This window comes from Mesorhizobium erdmanii (genome assembly GCF_013170725.1).
Classification (GTDB): Bacteria; Pseudomonadota; Alphaproteobacteria; order Rhizobiales; family Rhizobiaceae; genus Mesorhizobium; species Mesorhizobium erdmanii.
The window spans coordinates 3184841-3203408 of the sequence record NZ_CP033361.1 but is presented as its reverse complement, the minus strand read 5'-3'; the positions used below and the strand labels follow the sequence as shown (position 1 = coordinate 3203408).

Sequence of the window (18568 nt, the reverse complement as noted above, 5' to 3'; positions counted from 1 at the left end):
TGCCTAAAGCATTCTGATGAGCGCGCCGCCTATCGAATAGCCCGCGCCGAACGCACAGATCAGGCCGAAATCGCCGGACTTCATGTCGGCATGGTTCTCCGACAACGCAACGATGGCGCCGGCACCCGCCGTATTGCCCAGCCGTTCCAGCACCATCGGCGCCCGATCGTGATCGACATCATGGCCGAACGATAGTTTCAGGATCATCGCATTCATGCGCGCATTGGCCTGATGCAGCCAGAAGCGCCTGATCGCCTGCGGCGTCAGCCCGTGCTCGGCCAGGAATTCGACGATGAATTTTTGCCCGGCGACGGTGACTTCCTTGAACACCTTGTTGCCGACCTGCTTGATCAGGTTGCCTTCGAGGTTGATCATGTAAGGATCATCCTGGGCGGTGCGGGTGTGATAGCCGAGATTGGTGCGGATGTTGTTCGACATCTGCGTCCACAGCCGCGTGTCCAGCACCTCGAAACGCCCCGGCCGCTTGTCGCCCTGGGCAAGTCCTTCCACCACCAGGGACACCGAGGCGTCGCCGAAGATGAAATGCGTCTGCCGGTCGCGGAAATTGAGATGGCCGGTGATGATCTCCGGCGTGGTCACCAGGATGCGCTTGTGCGCGCCCGAGCGCACCAGATTGACCGCCAAGTGCAGACCGGCCGCGGCGGACGAACAGCCGAGCCCCATGTCGAAGCCGGCGCCCCTTGTCCCCAGCGCCTCTTGCATTTCGATGGCGATCGCCGGATAGGGCCGCTGATGGTGCGAGGCCGAGCAGATGATCAGATCGATCTGGGACGGGTCCAGCCCGGCGTGATCGAGCGCCTTCCTGGCCGAGGCGATGCCGAACTCAGCCTCCAGCGATAGCGCGTCGTCGGGCCGCGCCGGAATGCGCGGCGTCATCCGGGTCGGATCGAGAATGCCTTCGCGCTCGATCACGTGACGGGATTTCACACCCGAGGCATGGACGATGAAGTCGCTGTCGGATTTCTGCAGCAGCGGCTCGCCGGAGCCCTGTCGCCGCGCATTCTCCATGTCGACCCAGCTGTTGAAGCTCTCGACCAGTTCTTCATTGGTGATAACAGGTTCAGGAATTTCAGCGCCGATGCCGCTGATGATGACGCGATGCATGTTTCAGTCCGTCCCATCCGCGGGCGTTGCGGCTTCATGTGGGCGCCGAAACGCTTCGGCGCAACACTTTTCTCATCAGGCCGGTTTACGCCGGCTTAAACCAAAGTTCAGACTAGCTTGAACCTGGTTCAACATGATCATTCATCCCTCTGCCACTCGGTCATGACGCCACACATGAATTGCGCATGACGGAATTTTTCTAACCGGCGCGTTTTGCGACGATGAAGAAGCGGGGGAAACGCAGCAGTACCTTGCCGCTTGCGGTCTTCGGATAGGCCTTGGCGATCCTGGCCGTGTAGCTGTCGAGGAAGATCTTGCGCTCGTCGGCCTCCAGCGGATCGAGGAAAGGCTTCAGCCCGGTCGACTTCACCCACTCCACTATCGCCTCGGCACTGGCTAGCGGATGATTGTAGACCGTGTGCCAGATGTCGAGCCGGTCGGAGAGTGGCGACAGCAGGTCATAGTAGAACGACACCGGTGGCAGCGGCGCACGCGCCGCGCCCTTTATCTTGGCCGCAAACGGCATTGCGGCGGCGGTCTCGCGCATCAGCCTGTGCGAATCCTCGGCCATGTTGTCGGGCATCTGGACGGCGAGCGCGCCGCCGGGCGCGAGGAAGCTCATCAGCCGCTGAAACACCGCAGGGTGCTCAGGCAACCACTGGAAAACCGCATTGGCGAAGATGACATTGACCGGCTCGGCCGGCTGCCATGTCGAAGCATCGGCGAGGTCGAAGCTGACGTTGGGCAGGCGCGCCCTCGCCTTTTCGATCATGTCGGGAGAGGTGTCGAAGCCGCTCACCTGCGCATCGGGCCAGCGCTCGACCAGGAGTTCGGTCGAATTGCCCGGCCCGCAGCCGATGTCGACGACCCGGCGCGGGAAATCGACCGGCACTTGGGCCGCGAGATCACGCGCGGGCCGCGTGCGCTCGTCCTCGAACTTCAGATATTGGGCGGCGGACCAGTCGTTAGTCAAATTCTTACTGATCATAAGCCGAACCCCTGTTTCGATACGATCCAGTCTAGATGCCGAAAAGCCACTTTGCTAAAGCCGCAACGGCAGCGGTTGCTGCCTTCCCCATCGCTGCATCTGTAAATTTTTTGGCTATGAATTTCATCGGGGCGTAGAGGCCTTCTAAGATTGCCTTTCTACTGGGCATACCGGACTTTAGTGACTGAAGGCTACCTTTCATTGACTCAACAATAGAATTCCGTTCACCGGGTTCGCTGTCAGCGTATCCGTTGCTCGCCTCAATAACGGCAATCGCTTCCTCAGATAAGGAAATGGCCTCTTCTAAATTCGGATCGGCAAGATCTACGGGAAGTGGCTGCCATTCATGGCGATCACTCGACGCTGTCTCGGCATCAACAATCAGCTCGGCTTCCTGGTTTTCCAAGTAACTCGATGCCCTGTTATTTATTTTAACCAACGCAGAGGCAAGCCAAGAATGTCCGTTGTCTCCGAGCATATATAGGCGCTGAAACGGCGTATTTTCAACCATAGAATCAAACAAAGACTGGGGATTTTCAATATAGATTATTGTTTCCGCTATATCATCCTCCCAAACCTCGACAAAGCCACCTTCCGAAAGAGCTCTCAACGCACCTTTCAACATCAAATCATTTGACAATAGAGTACGGCTATCGAGGATAGTCCTTATCGAGTAATGGTTTAGAATCCTAGAAATTGGCAAGGCGCATGCGCCGTCGGCCCGTGTCCCCTCGTTTTGGGTTTGCTCAATCCCATCGACGAGCGCTGCGACATAGTAGTCGATCGGCTCAGCCATGGCTACCGCGTCAGCCGCTTGTGTGTCATGCGGTGCGGGGCTGCCGCTTCGGCGCCGAGGCGCCGCAGCTTGTCCTTCTCGTATTCCTCGAAATTGCCTTCGAACCATTCGACATGCGCATCACCTTCGAAGGCAAGCATGTGCGTGGCCATGCGGTCGAGGAACATGCGATCGTGGCTGATGATGACGGCGCAGCCGGCATAGGCCTCCAGCGCGTCTTCCAGCGCACCGAGCGTTTCGGTGTCGAGGTCGTTGGTCGGTTCGTCGAGCAGCAGCACATTGCCGCCGTTCTTCAGCATCTTGGCCAGGTGCACGCGGTTGCGCTGGCCGCCCGACAGATTGCCGACTTTCTGCTGCTGGTCGCCGCCACGGAAGTTGAAGGACGAGCAATAGGCCCGGCTGTTGATCTCGTGCTTGCCGAGCTTGATGATCTCGGCGCCGCCGGAGATTTCTTCCCACACCGTCTTGTTGCCATCGAGCGCGTCGCGGCTCTGGTCGACGTAACCGAGCTTCACCGTCTCGCCGATGCGCACCGTACCTGCATCCGGCTTTTCCTGGCCGGTGAACATCTTGAACAGCGTGGTCTTGCCGGCGCCGTTCGGGCCGATGACACCGACGATGCCGCCTGGCGGCAGCCGGAACGACAGGTTCTCGATCAACAGCTCGTCGCCAAAACCCTTGGTGAGGCCGTCGACCTCGATGACGACGTTGCCGAGGCGCTCGCTCGACGGGATGACGATCTGGGTGTCGGTCGGCTTGCGGTTCTGCGACTGTTCGAGCAGTTCCTCGTAGGCCTTGATACGCGCCTTCGACTTGGTCTGGCGTGCCTTGGGCGACGACTGGATCCACTCGCGCTCGCGCCAGATCGACTTCTGGCGGGCGTCGTCCTCGCGGCCTTCCTGGATCAGGCGCTTGGCCTTGGCATCGAGATATCTGGTGTAGTTGCCCTCATAGGGAATGCCGCGGCCGCGATCGAGCTCGAGAATCCAGCCGGTGACGTTGTCGAGAAAGTAGCGGTCGTGGGTGATGATCAGCACCGAGCCGGGATAGTCGCGCAGGTGCTTTTCCAGCCACGCCGTGGTCTCGGCATCGAGATGGTTGGTCGGTTCGTCGAGCAACAGCAGGTCAGGCTGGCGCAGCAGGAGCTGGCAAAGCGCGACGCGGCGGCGCTCGCCGCCCGACAAATTGGTCACTTCGGAATCGCCTGGCGGGCACTGCAGCGCATCCATCGCCATCTCGACCTGCTGCTCGAGATCCCACAGATTGAGCCGGTCCATCTCGTCCTGGAGCTTGCCGGACTCGTCCGCCGTCTCGTCGGAATAATTCATCATCAGCTCGTTGTAGCGCTCGATGATGGCGGTCTTCCTGGCGACGCCTTCCATGACGTTTTCCATCACGGTCTTGTTGGGGTCGAGCTGCGGCTCCTGCGGGAGATAGCCGACGGTGGCGCCCTCGGCCAGCCACGCCTCGCCCTGGAACTCCTTGTCGAGCCCGGCCATGATGCGCAGGATGGTCGACTTACCCGAACCGTTGGGGCCGAGAATGCCGATCTTGGCGTCCGGATAGAAGGACAGATGAACGTTATCGAGCACCTTCTTGGTGCCATAGGCCTTCGACAGGCCCGACATGTGATAGATGAACTGGCGTGCCACGCGCGCTTTCCCTGAAAAACTGACTGGATTTGCCGATTTGAATGAGGTTGGCCGCTATGTAGGCGATGCGGCGGCGAACGGCAATCGCTTTTGCCAGTTCAAGCTGAACACACGGACAAGTGTGTGCTGACCGCCAAAGTTTTCCACCAGTCACCAGGTGCGCTGAAATCTCTGGTTAACCCTTGCGCGTCAAAACAGGATCGGGGTGGAGTCGCCGGCTGGTCGCGATTCCTGGCGCGAAAGAGCGGATCGACGGCATTGCTGAACAGTTGCCTGCTCCTTGCCGAAGCGATCGTCTACTTCAGCGTCATGGTGACGCTTTTCCGCTTCCGCAAGCGCATTGGTCTCGGCGTCTTCGTCTGCGCGCTCGGCGTCATGCATTTCCTGGAAACCTATCTCGCCAGCGTCTTTTACGTCGCCTTGCCGTTCGGCATGGTCTCGCCGGGCTCGGCGGTGCTGTTTTCAGGCAAGCTGGTGATGTTGCTCCTGCTCTACATCAAGGAGGACGCCGCCACCGTGCGCCAGCCGATCTACGGCCTGCTGCTCGGCAATGCGCTGATGATCGGGCTGGTGCTGCTGTTGCGCCTGCACGTTATCGCACCGCTGCCCGACGGCAAGCTGCCCGACATCGGCTTCATCGACGAGATGGGCTGGCTGATGGTCTGGGGCACGACGCTTTTGTTCATCGACGCCATCCTGATCATCCTGCTCTATGAAAAGCTTGGGCGATACCTGCGCAGGGCGCAGTTCGCGCGCATCCTGACTTGTGTCGCCTGCGTGCTCACCTTCGACCAGGCGGGTTTCTTCACCGCGCTGCATTTCGTCGCCGGCGCGCCAGTCGCGGTCTTTTTCGGCGGCTGGTTCGCCAAGATGGTGGCGGCGCTGACCTTCAGCGCCATGCTCGTCGCCTACCTCAAATGGTTCGAGGCCCGCGACATCCAGATACCGCGTGGGCTGACCGATATTTTCGAAACCCTGACCTATCGCGAGCGCTATGAAGCGCTGGTCGAGCATGTCGGCCGCGACGGCCTGACCGGCCTTTTGCATCGCGGCCGCTTCGACGCCGACGGTGAGGCCGCCGTCAAGGTCAGCCTGCGCACGGCAAGGCCGCTCAGTCTGCTCATCATCGATGTCGACCATTTCAAGTCGATCAACGACCGTTTCGGCCATGCCGAGGGCGACAAGGTACTGAAAGCGGTTGCTGTCCTGCTGCGCGAAGTGGCCGGCGCCGAAGACCAGGTTTTCCGGATCGGCGGCGAGGAATTCGCCATCCTGAGTTCGCGCCCGCATTCGGTCGCCAGGCTGTTTGGCGAAAGCATCCGCCACGCGCTCAAGGCATCGGCCGTCACCAGCCGCTTCGAGCTGACCGTCAGCGCCGGCGTTTCCACCGTCGGCGAAACGACGCGCTGCCTTGCCGACCTGTTCGCGCTCGCCGACCAGCGCCTCTACAAGGCCAAGTCGACCGGGCGCGATCGCGTCGTCGGCGAACCGGGCGGCCCCGAGGCCGATATGGCGGTAGCTTGGACCAAGTCGGCGCAGATCTAGCGCCGGTCTGGGATCTTCTCTGGCGTCGAATCCACGACAACGTCGAGACCGCCATCAACGTGATCGCCAGCCATTTCAACGCAGGGCTTCACGGGCGGTCGACAGCCGTTCGCGCGTGCTTACTGGAACCCGATCGCGTCGACGGTGCCTGTCGGGCAACCGGCCTTGTTGGTCGGCACGGAGGCCAGCAACAGGTCCTTGAGCGAGCTGTTCGGGCCGATCGGCCCGGCAAGGCCGAGCGTCAGTTCGCCGATCAGCCGCCGGCCGTTCGAAGGATCGATGACGCAGGACACGCGCACGCGATCCCCCGCCCCCGCGCCGAAAGCGGTGTCGAAGGCGCCGCGGATCTGGTCAGCCGTCAGCTTGCCGCCAATGTTCTTGGTGAAGAGATCGCGCACGGGCGAGGCGTTCACCTGCCGCATCAGGCCGAGCGCGTCGGAGAAGTATTCCTGCTGGGTCTTGCCGTAGCAGGTGCCGTGCTTGATCCACTCATGCCGCTCGAGCTGGGAGGCCGTGCCCGGCATCACCTGATCGAGCTCCTTGCGGGTGCCGGCGTCGAGATTGACCGGCGGCAGGTCTTTCCAGTGGGCGGGATTGTCGTTGGCCTTGTCGCCCGCCGCCACCTGGCAATAGAAATTGCCGTTCGGCTGCGGCCACAGGCCGTGCAAGGTGAAGTTGGTGGCATCGAACTCGTTCGGGTTCTGCGCCCTGCATTCAGCCTTGCTCGACTTGGTCTCGCAGAAGGCCGGCTGCCAGCTTAGCGCGAACACATATTCGGGCTTTCCCGAGGTGGCGGGCTTGCCCTGTCCGCCCGGCGCCGCCGGCACCGTGGCGGCGCCGCTGCCCGACAGATGGCCGCAACTGACCTTCACCCAGCGGCGCTCCGGATCGGCGCCCGGCACCTGGATGAGATAATGCGTCGGCGTGTCCTTGTTGCCGGCCAGCAGCTGGTAGCTCTGTCCGGCATCGGTCGAGACATTGCCGGGGTTCTTGCCGTTCTTGATGGCCTGCGTTGCCGGACAGGCAGCGTCGGCAACGAAGGTGCCGCTCATCTTGACTTCGGCATGCGCCGCGCCAGCCAGCGACACCGCCAGCATGGCCAATCCGAAAACGACACCAATGCGCATGAGCAAATCCCCGGCTGAAGAAGTGGGCGACAGACTGAAGCTGTCTCCATGTCAGAATTGCGATATTTTGCTGGCCAAACGCAAGAAACATCGTCACGCAAAAGCAGGCATGACGGATTGACGCATAATCGGCGGCGGCGCAAACAAAGCCAACAAAAAATAAGCAAGGGGGATCAGGCGCCATGTCATTCAGCCAGCAGCGCGTGGTCCGCTCGCCGACTGGCGCCGATCTCAATCTCTTCGTCAGGCAGGCTGACGGCAAGCCACGCGCCGTCGTCCAGATCAATCATGGGCTGGCCGAGCATGCCGCACGCTATTCCCGCTTTGCCGATTTTCTCTCCACACGCGGCTTCCACGTCTATGTCCACGACCATCGCGGCCATGGCGCGACCAAGGCGCCGGACGCACCACTCGGCCAATTCGCCGACAGGGATGGCCCGGCCAGGGTGATCGCCGATGTCGACGCCATCCACGATCTCATCGCCCGCGAACAGCCAAACCTGCCGGTCATCCTCTTCGGCCACTCGATGGGCGCGTCGGTGGCGCTGAACTACCTGCTGGGCCATTCACCCCGCATCCATGCCGCCGCGATCTGGAACGGCAATTTTTCACAAGGCCTGCTTGGGCAGGTGGCGCTCGCCATCCTCGCCTGGGAACGCATGCGGATGGGCTCCGACGTCCCGTCGCGCCTGCTGCCGAAACTCACCTTCCAGGCCTGGGGCAAGGCGGTGCCCAACCACCGCACGCCGTTCGACTGGCTGTCGCGCGACGAGGCCGAAGTGGCGAAGTACATCGCCGATCCGCTGTGCGGCTGGGATGCCTCGGTGTCGATGTGGCGCGACGTGGTTTCGATGGCGCTCAACGGCGGCAGGGATGCCGCCTTCGCCGGCGTCCGGCGCGACCTTCCGGTCGCCGTCGTCGGCGGCGAGAAAGACCCCGCCTCGGACTATGGCAAGGGCATCACCCACCTTGCCGAGCGCATGCGCAAGATGGGCTTTTCGAATCTGCTTTCAAAGGTTTACGCCGACACCCGCCACGAAAGCCTGAACGAGGTGAACCGTGACGTGATCATGGGTGATTTTGCCGCCTGGGCCGACGGTGTGCTGAAGAGGTGACGGGATTGGCCCATCGCAAGAGCCGTGACAGCAGCACAAGGTGTTGATAGAGGCTGCGCTTCCGACCAATTTCTGGTGATTTATGGCCGAACCTCCGTTGAAAGGCGTCCGCGTCGTCGAACTCGCCCGCATCCTTGCCGGACCTTGGGCCGGGCAATTGCTTGCCGATCTCGGTGCCGATGTCATCAAGGTCGAAAGCCCCGACGGCGGCGACGACACCCGCAAATGGGGGCCTCCCTTCGTCATGAGCCATGACGGGGAGAACCTGTCGGCCGCATACTACCATTCCTGCAATCGCGGAAAGCGCTCCATCGCCATCGACTTCTCGACGCCGGAAGGCGCCGAAACGGTGCGCCGGCTGGTTGCGACGTCCGACGTCCTGATCGAGAACTTCAAGCTTGGCGGCCTGAAAAAGTACGGGCTCGACTATGACAGCCTGCGCAAGATCAATCCGCGTCTCGTCTATTGCTCGATCACCGGCTTCGGCCAGGACGGCCCCTACGCGCCGCGTGCCGGCTACGACTTCATCATCCAGGCCATGGCCGGCATGATGTCGATCACCGGCGAGCCCGGGCGCGAGCCGCAAAAGGCCGGCGTCGCCATCTCCGATATCTTCACCGGCCTCTATTCCGTCATCGCCATCCAGGCCGCATTGCGCCATGCCGAGCAGACCGGTGACGGCCAGCACATCGACATGGCGCTGTTCGATACGCAGATATCGGCGCTCGGCAACCAGAATCTCAACTATCTCGTGTCCGGAAAGTCGCCGGTGCAGATGGGCAATGCGCATATGAACATCGCGCCTTACGAGGTGGTGCCGGTCCGCGACGGCCACATCATCCTGGCGGTCGGCAATGACGGCCAGTTCGCCAAATTCTGCGCCGCCGTCGGCTTGGATGAATTGTCGACCAACCCCGACTTCGCCACCAATCCGGCCCGGGTCGCCAACCGGGTGAAGCTGCGCGAGCACGTCATCGAGGCGCTGAAGACCCATGACCGCGATCCGTTGCTGGCAAAGCTGGAGGCGGCGAGCGTGCCGGCGAGCCCGATCAACACGATCGGCCAGATGTTCGCCGACCCGCAGACGATCGCGCGCGGCATGCGGCTCGACCTCGACGACGGCCACGGCAACCGTCTGCCCTCGGTGCGCGCGCCGATGGTGATGTCCGGAACGCCTTTGGTCTATGACCGCCCCTCGCCGCGCCTTGGCGAACACACTGACGAAATCCTTGCTGAAGTGGCAAGACTGGCCGAACTGGAGAGATCAGCGAAATGAAGACCGGTGGACAACTGATCGTCGAAGCGCTGGAAGCGAACGGCACCGACCGCATCTTCTGCGTGCCGGGCGAATCTTATCTGGCCGTGCTCGACGCGCTACATGACTCGGCGATCCGCACCTTCGTCTGCCGCCAGGAAGGCGGTGCCGCGATGATGGCCGACTGCCAGGGTCGCCTGACCGGCCAGCCCGGCATCTGCTTCGTTACGCGCGGCCCCGGCGCCACCAACGCGTCGGCCGGCGTGCACATCGCCATGCAGGATTCGGTGCCGATGATCCTGTTCATCGGCCAGGTCGCCAGCCACGCCAAGGAGCGCGAGGCGTTCCAGGAGGTGGACTATGTCAGGTTCTTCGGCGACATTGCAAAATGGGTGGTCGAGATCGAAGACGCCTCGCGCATCCCGGAATTCGTCACCCGCGCCTTCGCCGTGGCGACGTCCGGCCGGCCTGGCCCGGTCGTCATCTCCCTGCCGGAGGACATGCTGACCAGCGAGGTCGAGGCGCCGCAAGCCCTTCCCCACACGCCGGTCGAGACTTATCCCGGCGGGGCCGAACTCGACGCGCTGGAAATGCTGCTCAACGGCGCCAAGCGACCGTTCGTCATCCTGGGCGGTACACGCTGGAATGAGGAAGCGGTGACGCGCATGCGCGCCATATCGGAGGCATGGTCGCTGCCCGTCGGTTGCTCGTTCCGCCGCCAGATGCTGTTCGACCATCTTCATGCGAATTACGCCGGCGACGTCGGCATCGGCATCAACCCCAAGCTGGCGGCTCGGATCAAGGCGGCCGACGTCGTGCTCTTGATCGGCGGCCGCATGGGCGAGATGCCCTCCTCGGACTATACGCTGCTGAAAAGCCCCTACCCCGACCAGGCGCTGGTGCATGTCCACGCCGATGCCGGCGAACTTGGCCGCGTCTACCGGCCGACGCTGGCGATCAATGCCTCGCCCTCGGCTTTCGTCGAGGCTTTCGCCAAGCGCAAGCCCACAGCCAAGCCATCCTGGGCCGATGAGACGGCGAAGACACACGCCGCCTATCTCGAATGGTCGACGCCGCCGGAAACCGGGCCGGGCGCCGTCCAGATGGGGCCGATCATGAACTATCTGGAAAAGGTGCTGCCTGACGACGCTATCCTCACCAACGGCGCCGGCAATTACGCCACCTGGGTGCATCGCTTCCACCGCTCCCGCCGCTTCGCCACGCAGGCGGCGCCGACCTCCGGCTCGATGGGCTACGGCACGCCGGCCGCCGTTGCCGCCAAGGCGCTGTTTCCCGAGCGTACCGTGGTTGCTTTCGCAGGGGACGGGTGCTTCCTGATGAACGGGCAGGAATTCGCGACCGCTATCCAGTACGACCTGCCAATCATTGTGATCGTGGTCAACAACGGCATTTACGGCACGATCCGCATGCATCAGGAGCGGGAGTACCCAAGCCGCGTCGTCGCCACCGATCTCAAGAATCCCGACTTCGCGTCGCTCGCCCGCGCCTATGGCGGCCATGGCGAGACGGTCGAGAAGACGGCGGATTTCGCGCCAGCCTTCGAGCGGGCGCGCGCCAGCGGCAAGCCGGCGATCATCGAGATCAAGCTCGATCCCGAAGCGATCACGCCGACACGGACGATGACCCAGATACGCGACAAGGCGTGATCCAACAAAAAAGGGACGGTTGCCCGCCCCTTTTGTCGACGTGGTTTGCGCCTACTTCGCGGCCTCGATCTGGCCGCGAATCTCGCCATCCTTGTTGGCAGCGGTGTGGACGTTGACGTAATAGTTGCCGGCCGCCAGGTCCGCGGCCTGCGCGTCCGTCAACGTTGCCGACCCTTTGATCGGGCTCTTGAGCTTGCCCTTGAACGGGATGACGGGAGCGGCATTCGCACCCATCGCCGCCGGGCCGTGAATGTGCGCTGCCGTCGCGGGTCCGCTGAGGCCGGAATATTTGACGTTCCAGCTGAGCTTCTTCTTGGTGGTGTCGAATGTGAGCGTGGCGCTGCCCTTGCCCTTGGTGGTGACGGGCGGGTTCTGCTGGCTGCCATCGAGCGTCGCCTTGTACTTCACCACCTCGGCCATGGCCGGGGATGCAAGCAGGAAAGCGGTCGAAACGGCCAGGGCCGAAAGCACCGGCAGGAAGGAGTGTGTGCGCATGAAGAACCTCCGATTGGCTTGTCGCATACGTCGTTGCCCCCGGCACGCGCATACCTCACCGGAACGGTTGGGCAGCGCAATGTTTCCCGACACACGTTTTTGTGAAGAGGACAGCATCAGAAGGGCCGATCGCTCACCCTGCCATTGTCCGCAGGTGCTCTCAGACCGCCGCCAGCGCCTGCGTCAGGTCGGCGATCAGGTCGTCGGGATGCTCGACGCCGATAGACAGCCTGACCGTCGTTTCCAACACGCCGATGCGCTGGCGCACCTCGAAGGGAATGCCTGAGTGGGTCATGGCGGCTGGATGGCTGGCGAGCGATTCCGTGCCGCCGAGGCTTACCGCCAGCTTGAAGATCTGCAGGTTGTTTAGAAAGGCGAAAGCCGCCTTCTCTCCGCCCTTGATGTCGAAAGAGAAGGTCGAGCCGGCGCCGCTGCATTGCCTGAGATAGGCGCGCCCCGCCGGCGTATCCTCGCCGAGGAACGGAAGATAATGCACCTTGTCGACCTTGGCATGGTCGCGCAGGAATTCGGCGACCTGGCGTGCATTGTCGTTGGCTCGCTCCATGCGGATCGACAGCGTCTCCAGCGAGCGGCCAAGCATCCAGCAGGAATGCGGATCGAGCTGCGTGCCGATCGCGCCGCGCAGCGCCTTGATCGGCTTGGTGACCGCCTTGCTGCCCATGGCAGCACCCGCGATCAGGTCGGAATGTCCGCCGACATATTTGGTCAGCGAATAGACGGAGACATCGGCGCCATGCTCGATCGGCCGCTGGAAGACCGGGCCGAGCAGCGTGTTGTCGCAGACGATGATCGGTGCGGAGCCTTGGCCAGTGCCGATCTTGTCGGCGATCGTCCGCATCAAAGCGACATCGACCAGGCTGTTGGTCGGGTTCGACGGTGTCTCGATCAGAATGACCGAAACGCGCCCCTTCGCAACCGCCGCATCGGCGGCTGCCCGCACCGCCTTCTCGTCGACACCGTCGGCGAAGCCGACGGCGCCGATGCCGAAGCCGGCAAGCGTGCGTGTCAACAGCGTCTCGGTACCGCCGTAGAGCGGCTGCGAATGCAGGATGACATCGCCCGGGCGGGCATAGGCGAGCAGCGTCGTGGCAATCGCCGACATGCCCGACGAGAACAGGATGCAGGCGTCCGTTCCCTCATAGATCGCCAGCCGGTCCTCGACGATCTCTGAGTTGGGATGGTTGAAGCGCGAATAGACCAGGCCGGACGCCGTGCCGCTCGGCGGTTCCTTGCGGCCGGAGGTGTAGTCGAAGAAATCGCGCCCCTCCTCCGCCGATTTGAACACGAAGGTCGAGGTCAGGAACACCGGCGGTTTGACGGCACCCTCGGAAAGCTGTGGATCGAAGCCGTAGCTCAGCATCAGCGTCTCCGGATGGAGCTTGTGGTTGCCGATATGGGTTTTCGAAGGGCGCGGCGCGGTCATGGCTTTTCCTGCTTTTCGAGGGGTATTCCGCCGCAATTTATGCGATCCCGATCAGCCAGTCCTTGCTATTCTTGGGCTCGCATGGCTGCATGCCGGCAACAAATTGCCGCGAGAGGGCGAAAGTGCAGCAGAAGATAGCGGATGATTTTGACCTGAGGATTCTGCATGAATTGCGGGCGGACGCCCGCATCACCAACAACGAGCTCGCCGAGCGCATCGGCCTGTCTCCGTCGCCCTGCCTGCGGCGCGTGCGCAGGCTGGAGGAGACCGGTGTCATCCGGGGCTATACGACGCTGGTCGATCCCGCCGCCTTCGGCTGGAGCATGGTGGCCATCGCCACCATCCGGCTCAGCCGGCAGAACGAGGACGAGATCGTCATGTTCGAGGACGCGATCCGCGGCTGGGAAGAGGTGCTGGAATGCCACCTCGTTACCGGTTCGCGCGACTATGTGCTGAAGGTGGTGACAGGCAGCCTGGAGCAGTATGAGCGCTTCATCAAGGAAAAGATCGCGAGGCTGAAATGCGTCGCCTCGATCGAGACCAGCTTCGTCATGAACACCATAAAGGAACGGCGCCTCTGACACTGGCAGAGGCGCCGTTTTCGCGACGTTGGTCGCTGACTGGGTTTACTTCACAACCAGGGTTTACTTGATCGCCTTGTCGGTGATCGCGGTCGTGTAGGCGCCTTTCGGCTCCTTGGTGATGATCTTCTGGTCGAGCAGCGCCTTGGCGGTGCGCTCGTAGGTCGCCGGGTCGAGCTTGCCATCGGCATTGTCGATCAGCTTGGCGACTTCGCTCATCATCCGCTTCTGGTGGTTCTCGTCCTGGCCACCGCCGTCCATGACGATGCCTGCGGCTTCGTCATTGTTGTCGACGGCGTATTTCCAGCCCTTCATCGAGGCACGCACGAAACGCACCATCTTGTCCTCGAAGGCCGGGTCCTTGAGCTTGTCTTCCGAGGCATAGAGGCCGTCCTCGAGCAGGTCGTTGCCCATCGCCGAATAGTTGAACACGGTCAGCTGTTCCGGCTTGTAGCCGGCATCGATGAGCTGCCAGTACTCGTTGTAGGTCATCACCGAGATGCAATCGGCCTGCTTCTGGATCAGCGGCTGCACGTCGAAGCTCTGCTTCAAGACGGTGACGCCATCCGGTCCGCCATCGGTCTTCAGCCCAAGCTTGTTCATCCAGGCATAGAACGGATATTCATTGCCGAAGAACCAAACGCCCAGCGTATGCCCCTTGAAGTCGGCCTCGGTCTTGATCGGGCCATCCTTCGGGCAGACCAGCTCCATGCCGGCCTTCTTGAACGGCTGGGCGATGTTGACCAGCGGCACGCCCTTTTCGCGCGCGGCCAGCGCGCCGCCCATCCAGTCGACGATGACGTCGGCGCCGCCGCCGGCAATCACCTGCTCGGGCGCGATATCGGGGCCGCCCGGCTTGATATCGACGTCGAGCCCCTCGGCCTCATAGAAACCCTTGGCCTTGGCGACATAGTAGCCGGCAAACTGGGCCTGCGTGACCCATTTCAGCTGCAACGTCACCTTGTCGGCGGCCATTGCCTGGAAAGCGGCCAGCGACATCGCGCCGGCCAGAACGGGAATAATCAGTTTTTTCATTCTTTTACCCTCTGAAGTTAGTGCCCTAAACCCACCGCCCCTATCCACCACGGACAGAGGGATGCCAAAACGTGACGGCTCTTTCGACAAGAGCGACCACGCCATAAAAGACCGAACCCGCAAGTGCTGCAACTGCGATTTCGGCCCAGACCATGTCGATGTTCATCCGCCCGACCTCGGTCGAGATGCGGAAGCCCATGCCGACCACGGGCGTGCCGAAGAACTCGGCGACGATGGCGCCGATCAGCGCCAGCGTCGAGTTGATCTTCAGCGCGTTGAAGATGAAGGGAGCGGCGGCCGGCAGCCTGAGCTTGATCAGTGTCGGCCAGTAGCCCGACGCATAGGTGCGCATCAGGTCGCGCTCCATATGGCCTGACGCGGCGAGCCCGGCGACCGTGTTCACTAGCATCGGGAAGAAGGTCATGATGATGACGACGGCCGCCTTGGACTGCCAGTCGAAACCGAACCACATGACCATGATCGGCGCGACGCCGATGATCGGCAGCGCCGAGACCATGTTGCCGATCGGCAAGAGCCCGCGCCGCAGGAACGGCACGCGGTCGGCCAGGATCGCGGTGATGAAGCCGGCGCCACTGCCGACGACATAGCCGAACAGCACCGCCTTGAAGATCGTCTGCCGGACGTCGGCGCCGAGCACCGGCAGCGAACTTGCGATGCGCACGCCGATCGCGCTCGGCGGCGGCAACAGGATGAAGGGAATGCCGGCACCGCGCGTCACCGCTTCCCAGATGATCAGGATCCAGGCGCCGAAAATGGCGGGGATGATCAGGCGCAGCGCGTTGCGGGCCGAGTTCGCCATCGGGCGAAGGCTGGACAGCACCGCCACGCAGCGCCAGCCGAGCAGCCACGCGGCGGTGAGCAGCAGGAAATACGGTGCCAGTGCCGTGCCCTCGAAACCTGTAATGCCCGAGATCAGCAGCCAGGCGACGAGGTGGGCGCCGACAAACAGCACGACGGCTTCCGCAAGCGAAGGGATCCTGATCATCGAGATCAGTGCCGCCACGATCGCCAGGGCGAGCATCAAACCCTTGGTTCCGAGATAGGGATAGTTGACGCTGGTGGTCGGGTCCGCAAGCGCTGCCGCTTCCGGCTTCGACATCGCGCCAAGGGCGACCGCGATCAGGCAGAGCACGATCGCCAGCACCGCTTGCCAGGAGGGCTTCAGCCAGTTCATGCCGGCCTCCCGCCCATGGCGCGGTCGACGATGCGTCCGGCAATGCCCACCACCACGACCAGGAGGGCCGCGACGATGGAACCGGCAACCAGCGCCGACCAGATGTCGATCGACTGGCTGTAATAGGCGCCGGCAAGCAGCTTGGCGCCGATGCCGGCGACGGCACCGGTCGGCAGTTCGCCGACGATGGCGCCGACCAGGCTTGCGGCCACCGCCACCTTCATCGAGGTGAACAGGAACGGCACCGAGGCCGGCACGCGCAGTTTCCAGAAGGACTGCGAGGCGCTGGCATTATACGTGTGCATCAGGTCGAGATGCATGATTTCGGGCGAGCGCAGGCCTTTCACCATGCCGACCGTCACCGGGAAGAACGACAGATAGGTCGAGATCATCGCTTTCGGCACAAGCCCGGTGATGCCGACAGCCGCCAGCACGACGATGATCATCGGCGCCACCGCCAGGATGGGAATCGTCTGCGAGGCGATGATCCATGGCATCAGGCTGCGGTCGAGCGTCGCCACATGCACGATGCCCACCGCAATGACGATGCCGAGCGCGGTGCCGAAGGCAAAGCCAAGCAGCGTCGACGACAGTGTCACCCAGGCATTGTAGACCAGGCTGCGGTTCGAATTGATCGGCCGCAGGAAAGTGTTCTCGAAGAAATTCACCGCCACCTGGTGCGGCGCCGGCAGCGTCGGCTTGGGCTGCGCCAGCGTCTTGCCGATGAACTCGACGGTGCCGGGGGTTTCGTTGGCCCGGGTGTCGAGATCGCGCTGGAACGGCGCGTTGAGGATGACGGCGAAGACGTACCAGAGCACGACCACGCCGGCGAGGATCGAGGTCACGGGGATGAGCTTGTCACGGAAGGTGTCCATCTAGCAGCGCCCTTCTCCTCTCCCCATTGGGGAGCGGGTGGCCGGAGCGAAGCGAAGGCCGAGCACCTTCGAGTGGGGTACTGCGGCGTTCGTTCTTTTCGTCATACTAGGGCGAAGCAAGGAGCGAAGCGACGCGGCGCAGACCCTAGGATCCATGCCGTGAACTCGACGCTCGGCAACGGTGCTGAACATGGCTCCCTGTGCCTCGCACTGCTTGGCGGGTATTCTCAGCCGCTTGCGCCCTCCGACCAACGTCACGGAATGGATCCTAGGGTCTGCGCGACGCTTCGCGTCGCTCCGCCCTAGGATGACGAAGGCGTGGAGCGTTCTCTGACGAGGGTGCTCAATCGTCATAGCTATGCCCTGCCCGCAACCCGTCGCGCACGCGCGCGGCGATCGCCAGAAACTCCGGCGTTTCGCGGATGTCGAGCGGCCGCTCCTTCGGCAGCGTCGATTCGATGATGTCGCTGACCCGGCCAGGCCGCGGCGACATCACCACGATGCGCGTCGACAGATACACGGCTTCGGGAATGGAGTGAGTGACGAAGCAGATGGTCTTGTTCGTCCGCGCCCACAATTGCAGCAATTGCTCGTTGAGGTGGTCGCGAACGATCTCGTCCAGCGCCCCGAACGGCTCGTCCATCAACAAGAGGTCGGCATCGAAAGCCAGCGCACGCGCGATCGAGGCGCGCTGCTGCATGCCGCCGGAAAGCTGCCAGGGGTATTTCTTTTCGAAGCCGGAGAGGTTGACGAGGTCCAGCGTGCGCTTGATGCGCTCCGCCTGTTCCGCCCTCGACAGGCCCATGATCTCCAGCGGCAGCGCGACATTGCGCTCGATGGTGCGCCAGGGGAAAAGCGCGGCGGCCTGGAAGACATAGCCATAGGCACGCTTCTCGCGCGCCTGCTCCGCCGTCATGCCGTTGACCGAAATCGTTCCCGAGGTCGGCTTCTCCAGGTCGGCGATGACGCGCAGCAGCGTGGTCTTGCCGCAACCCGACGGCCCGATGAAGGAGACGAACTCGCCCTTGCCGATGGTCAGGTCGACATTGGACAGCGCCTGCACCGGCCCGTCATTGGTCTGGAACGTGAGGCCTAGTTTGCTTGCCGCGACGACGGCTGGCGAAGTTCCCGTCATCGGCCGAAGCCTGCCTGTTTCCGCCCCTGCCGCGCCGGCCGGATTCCGATTGCTTTTATCGCGATGTTGTTTTCCACTCGCCCAGTCCCATTGACCCTGTTCCACTCAATCGACGCCCGGAGTTCCCCGATGTCGCCCAATTCAACTTGTCATCTTATCCGCCCCGAAAGCACTTATGAAGGCAAGCAGGGACTGACCTATTTCGCCGGCATCGCCGCCGAGTCAGTCGGCTCCTCCGGCATCTGCATGCACGTGCTCACCATGCCGCCCGGCGCCCGCGCCAAGGCGCATCTGCACGAGAGCCATGAAACGGCGATCTACGTACTCTCCGGCGAGGTCCATACCTGGTATGGCGACCGGCTCGAACATCATATCGTCGTCAAGGCCGGCGACCTCTTCTACATTCCGGCCGGCGTTCCGCATCTGCCGGCCAATTTGAGCAACGCCCCCTCTTCGGCGGTCATTGCCCGCACCGACCCCAACGAACAGGAAAGCGTCGTCCTGCTGCCGGAACTGGACGCGCTGGTCGCCTGAGGCA

At 62.7% G+C, this 18568-nt stretch carries 17 protein-coding genes; 6 read left to right on the top strand and 11 right to left on the bottom strand.

From position 1 onward, the window contains the following. Window positions 1–3: 3 nt before the first annotated feature. The 4 genes from EB233_RS15540 to ettA all read right to left on the bottom strand — a co-directional run bounded on the left by EB233_RS15540 (window position 4) and on the right by ettA (window position 4561). Entirely contained in the window at window positions 4–1125 is a 1122-nt protein-coding gene (locus tag EB233_RS15540) for a beta-ketoacyl-ACP synthase III (protein ID WP_064988136.1), read from the bottom strand. A gap of 199 nt (window positions 1126–1324) precedes the next feature. Further along, window positions 1325–2113, bottom strand: a complete 789-nt coding sequence (gene tam / locus EB233_RS15535) for a trans-aconitate 2-methyltransferase (RefSeq protein WP_064988135.1) — start codon at window positions 2111–2113, stop codon at window positions 1325–1327. 31 nt (window positions 2114–2144) lie between these two features. Then, on the bottom strand, window positions 2145–2909 hold the full coding sequence (locus EB233_RS15530) for a hypothetical protein (protein ID WP_064988134.1): 765 nt from the start codon (window positions 2907–2909) through the stop codon (window positions 2145–2147). 2 nt (window positions 2910–2911) lie between these two features. Beyond that, on the bottom strand, window positions 2912–4561 hold the full coding sequence (ettA, locus tag EB233_RS15525) for an energy-dependent translational throttle protein EttA (protein WP_027051064.1): 1650 nt from the start codon (window positions 4559–4561) through the stop codon (window positions 2912–2914). Window positions 4562–4819: 258 nt separating this feature from the next. Here ettA and EB233_RS15520 point away from each other — a divergent pair, with 258 nt between their 5' ends. Then, complete coding sequence (locus EB233_RS15520; RefSeq protein ID WP_081293927.1) at window positions 4820–6106, top strand: GGDEF domain-containing protein; 1287 nt, start codon at window positions 4820–4822, stop codon at window positions 6104–6106. Between the two features lie 119 nt (window positions 6107–6225). Here EB233_RS15520 and EB233_RS15515 read toward each other — a convergent pair whose 3' ends face one another. Next, window positions 6226–7233, bottom strand: coding sequence for a ribonuclease T2 family protein (locus EB233_RS15515; protein ID WP_064988133.1), 1008 nt, complete (start codon window positions 7231–7233; stop codon window positions 6226–6228). Between the two features lie 182 nt (window positions 7234–7415). Here EB233_RS15515 and EB233_RS15510 point away from each other — a divergent pair, with 182 nt between their 5' ends. The 3 genes from EB233_RS15510 to EB233_RS15500 all read left to right on the top strand — a co-directional run bounded on the left by EB233_RS15510 (window position 7416) and on the right by EB233_RS15500 (window position 11270). Continuing rightward, a complete protein-coding gene (locus EB233_RS15510) occupies window positions 7416–8348 on the top strand; it encodes an alpha/beta fold hydrolase (protein WP_064988132.1) in 933 nt (310 codons plus the stop codon). Window positions 8349–8430: 82 nt separating this feature from the next. Continuing rightward, entirely contained in the window at window positions 8431–9624 is a 1194-nt protein-coding gene (locus EB233_RS15505; RefSeq protein ID WP_064988131.1) for a CaiB/BaiF CoA transferase family protein, read from the top strand. Next, a complete protein-coding gene (locus tag EB233_RS15500; protein WP_064988130.1) occupies window positions 9621–11270 on the top strand; it encodes a thiamine pyrophosphate-binding protein in 1650 nt (549 codons plus the stop codon). The genes EB233_RS15505 and EB233_RS15500 overlap by 4 nt, the downstream gene beginning before the upstream one ends. A gap of 51 nt (window positions 11271–11321) precedes the next feature. Here the strand turns inward: EB233_RS15500 and EB233_RS15495 are convergent, their stop codons facing one another. Both EB233_RS15495 and EB233_RS15490 read right to left on the bottom strand, forming a co-directional pair. Then, window positions 11322–11765: a CHRD domain-containing protein gene (locus tag EB233_RS15495; protein ID WP_064988129.1), complete on the bottom strand. Its 444-nt coding sequence runs from the start codon at window positions 11763–11765 to the stop codon at window positions 11322–11324. Window positions 11766–11925: 160 nt separating this feature from the next. Beyond that, a complete protein-coding gene (locus tag EB233_RS15490; protein WP_064988128.1) occupies window positions 11926–13209 on the bottom strand; it encodes a cystathionine gamma-synthase family protein in 1284 nt (427 codons plus the stop codon). A 122-nt stretch (window positions 13210–13331) separates the two neighbouring features. On the opposite strand from EB233_RS15490, the gene EB233_RS15485 reads away from it, so the two are divergent. Then, entirely contained in the window at window positions 13332–13790 is a 459-nt protein-coding gene (locus tag EB233_RS15485; protein WP_064988781.1) for an Lrp/AsnC family transcriptional regulator, read from the top strand. Window positions 13791–13853: 63 nt separating this feature from the next. Here the strand turns inward: EB233_RS15485 and EB233_RS15480 are convergent, their stop codons facing one another. The 4 genes from EB233_RS15480 to EB233_RS15465 all read right to left on the bottom strand — a co-directional run bounded on the left by EB233_RS15480 (window position 13854) and on the right by EB233_RS15465 (window position 18030). Further along, on the bottom strand, window positions 13854–14825 hold the full coding sequence (locus tag EB233_RS15480; protein WP_056571965.1) for an ABC transporter substrate-binding protein: 972 nt from the start codon (window positions 14823–14825) through the stop codon (window positions 13854–13856). A 40-nt stretch (window positions 14826–14865) separates the two neighbouring features. Further along, window positions 14866–16020 (bottom strand): ABC transporter permease, encoded by a 1155-nt coding sequence (locus EB233_RS15475; protein ID WP_064988127.1) that lies wholly within the window; start codon window positions 16018–16020, stop codon window positions 14866–14868. Further along, a complete protein-coding gene (locus EB233_RS15470; protein WP_064988126.1) occupies window positions 16017–16895 on the bottom strand; it encodes an ABC transporter permease in 879 nt (292 codons plus the stop codon). The genes EB233_RS15475 and EB233_RS15470 overlap by 4 nt, the downstream gene beginning before the upstream one ends. 343 nt (window positions 16896–17238) lie before the next feature. Then, window positions 17239–18030 carry an ABC transporter ATP-binding protein gene (locus EB233_RS15465; protein ID WP_027051052.1) on the bottom strand — a complete coding sequence of 264 codons (792 nt, stop codon included), beginning with the start codon at window positions 18028–18030 and terminating at the stop codon, window positions 17239–17241. 129 nt (window positions 18031–18159) lie between these two features. Between EB233_RS15465 and EB233_RS15460 the strand changes: the two genes are divergently transcribed. Beyond that, window positions 18160–18564, top strand: coding sequence for a cupin domain-containing protein (locus EB233_RS15460; RefSeq protein ID WP_027051051.1), 405 nt, complete (start codon window positions 18160–18162; stop codon window positions 18562–18564). Window positions 18565–18568: the final 4 nt, after the last annotated feature.

Coding starts and splice junctions, on each gene's coding strand:
- EB233_RS15540 (WP_064988136.1), bottom strand. CDS start 1,125: ATGCATCGCGTCATCATCAGCGGCATCGGCGCTGAAATTCCTGAACCT.
- tam (WP_064988135.1), bottom strand. CDS start 2,113: ATGATCAGTAAGAATTTGACTAACGACTGGTCCGCCGCCCAATATCTG.
- EB233_RS15530 (WP_064988134.1), bottom strand. CDS start 2,909: ATGGCTGAGCCGATCGACTACTATGTCGCAGCGCTCGTCGATGGGATT.
- EB233_RS15515 (WP_064988133.1), bottom strand. CDS start 7,233: ATGCGCATTGGTGTCGTTTTCGGATTGGCCATGCTGGCGGTGTCGCTG.
- EB233_RS15510 (WP_064988132.1), top strand. CDS start 7,416: ATGTCATTCAGCCAGCAGCGCGTGGTCCGCTCGCCGACTGGCGCCGAT.
- EB233_RS15505 (WP_064988131.1), top strand. CDS start 8,431: ATGGCCGAACCTCCGTTGAAAGGCGTCCGCGTCGTCGAACTCGCCCGC.
- EB233_RS15500 (WP_064988130.1), top strand. CDS start 9,621: ATGAAGACCGGTGGACAACTGATCGTCGAAGCGCTGGAAGCGAACGGC.
- EB233_RS15495 (WP_064988129.1), bottom strand. CDS start 11,765: ATGCGCACACACTCCTTCCTGCCGGTGCTTTCGGCCCTGGCCGTTTCG.
- EB233_RS15490 (WP_064988128.1), bottom strand. CDS start 13,209: ATGACCGCGCCGCGCCCTTCGAAAACCCATATCGGCAACCACAAGCTC.
- EB233_RS15480 (WP_056571965.1), bottom strand. CDS start 14,825: ATGAAAAAACTGATTATTCCCGTTCTGGCCGGCGCGATGTCGCTGGCC.
- EB233_RS15475 (WP_064988127.1), bottom strand. CDS start 16,020: ATGAACTGGCTGAAGCCCTCCTGGCAAGCGGTGCTGGCGATCGTGCTC.
- EB233_RS15470 (WP_064988126.1), bottom strand. CDS start 16,895: ATGGACACCTTCCGTGACAAGCTCATCCCCGTGACCTCGATCCTCGCC.
- EB233_RS15465 (WP_027051052.1), bottom strand. CDS start 18,030: ATGACGGGAACTTCGCCAGCCGTCGTCGCGGCAAGCAAACTAGGCCTC.
- EB233_RS15460 (WP_027051051.1), top strand. CDS start 18,160: ATGTCGCCCAATTCAACTTGTCATCTTATCCGCCCCGAAAGCACTTAT.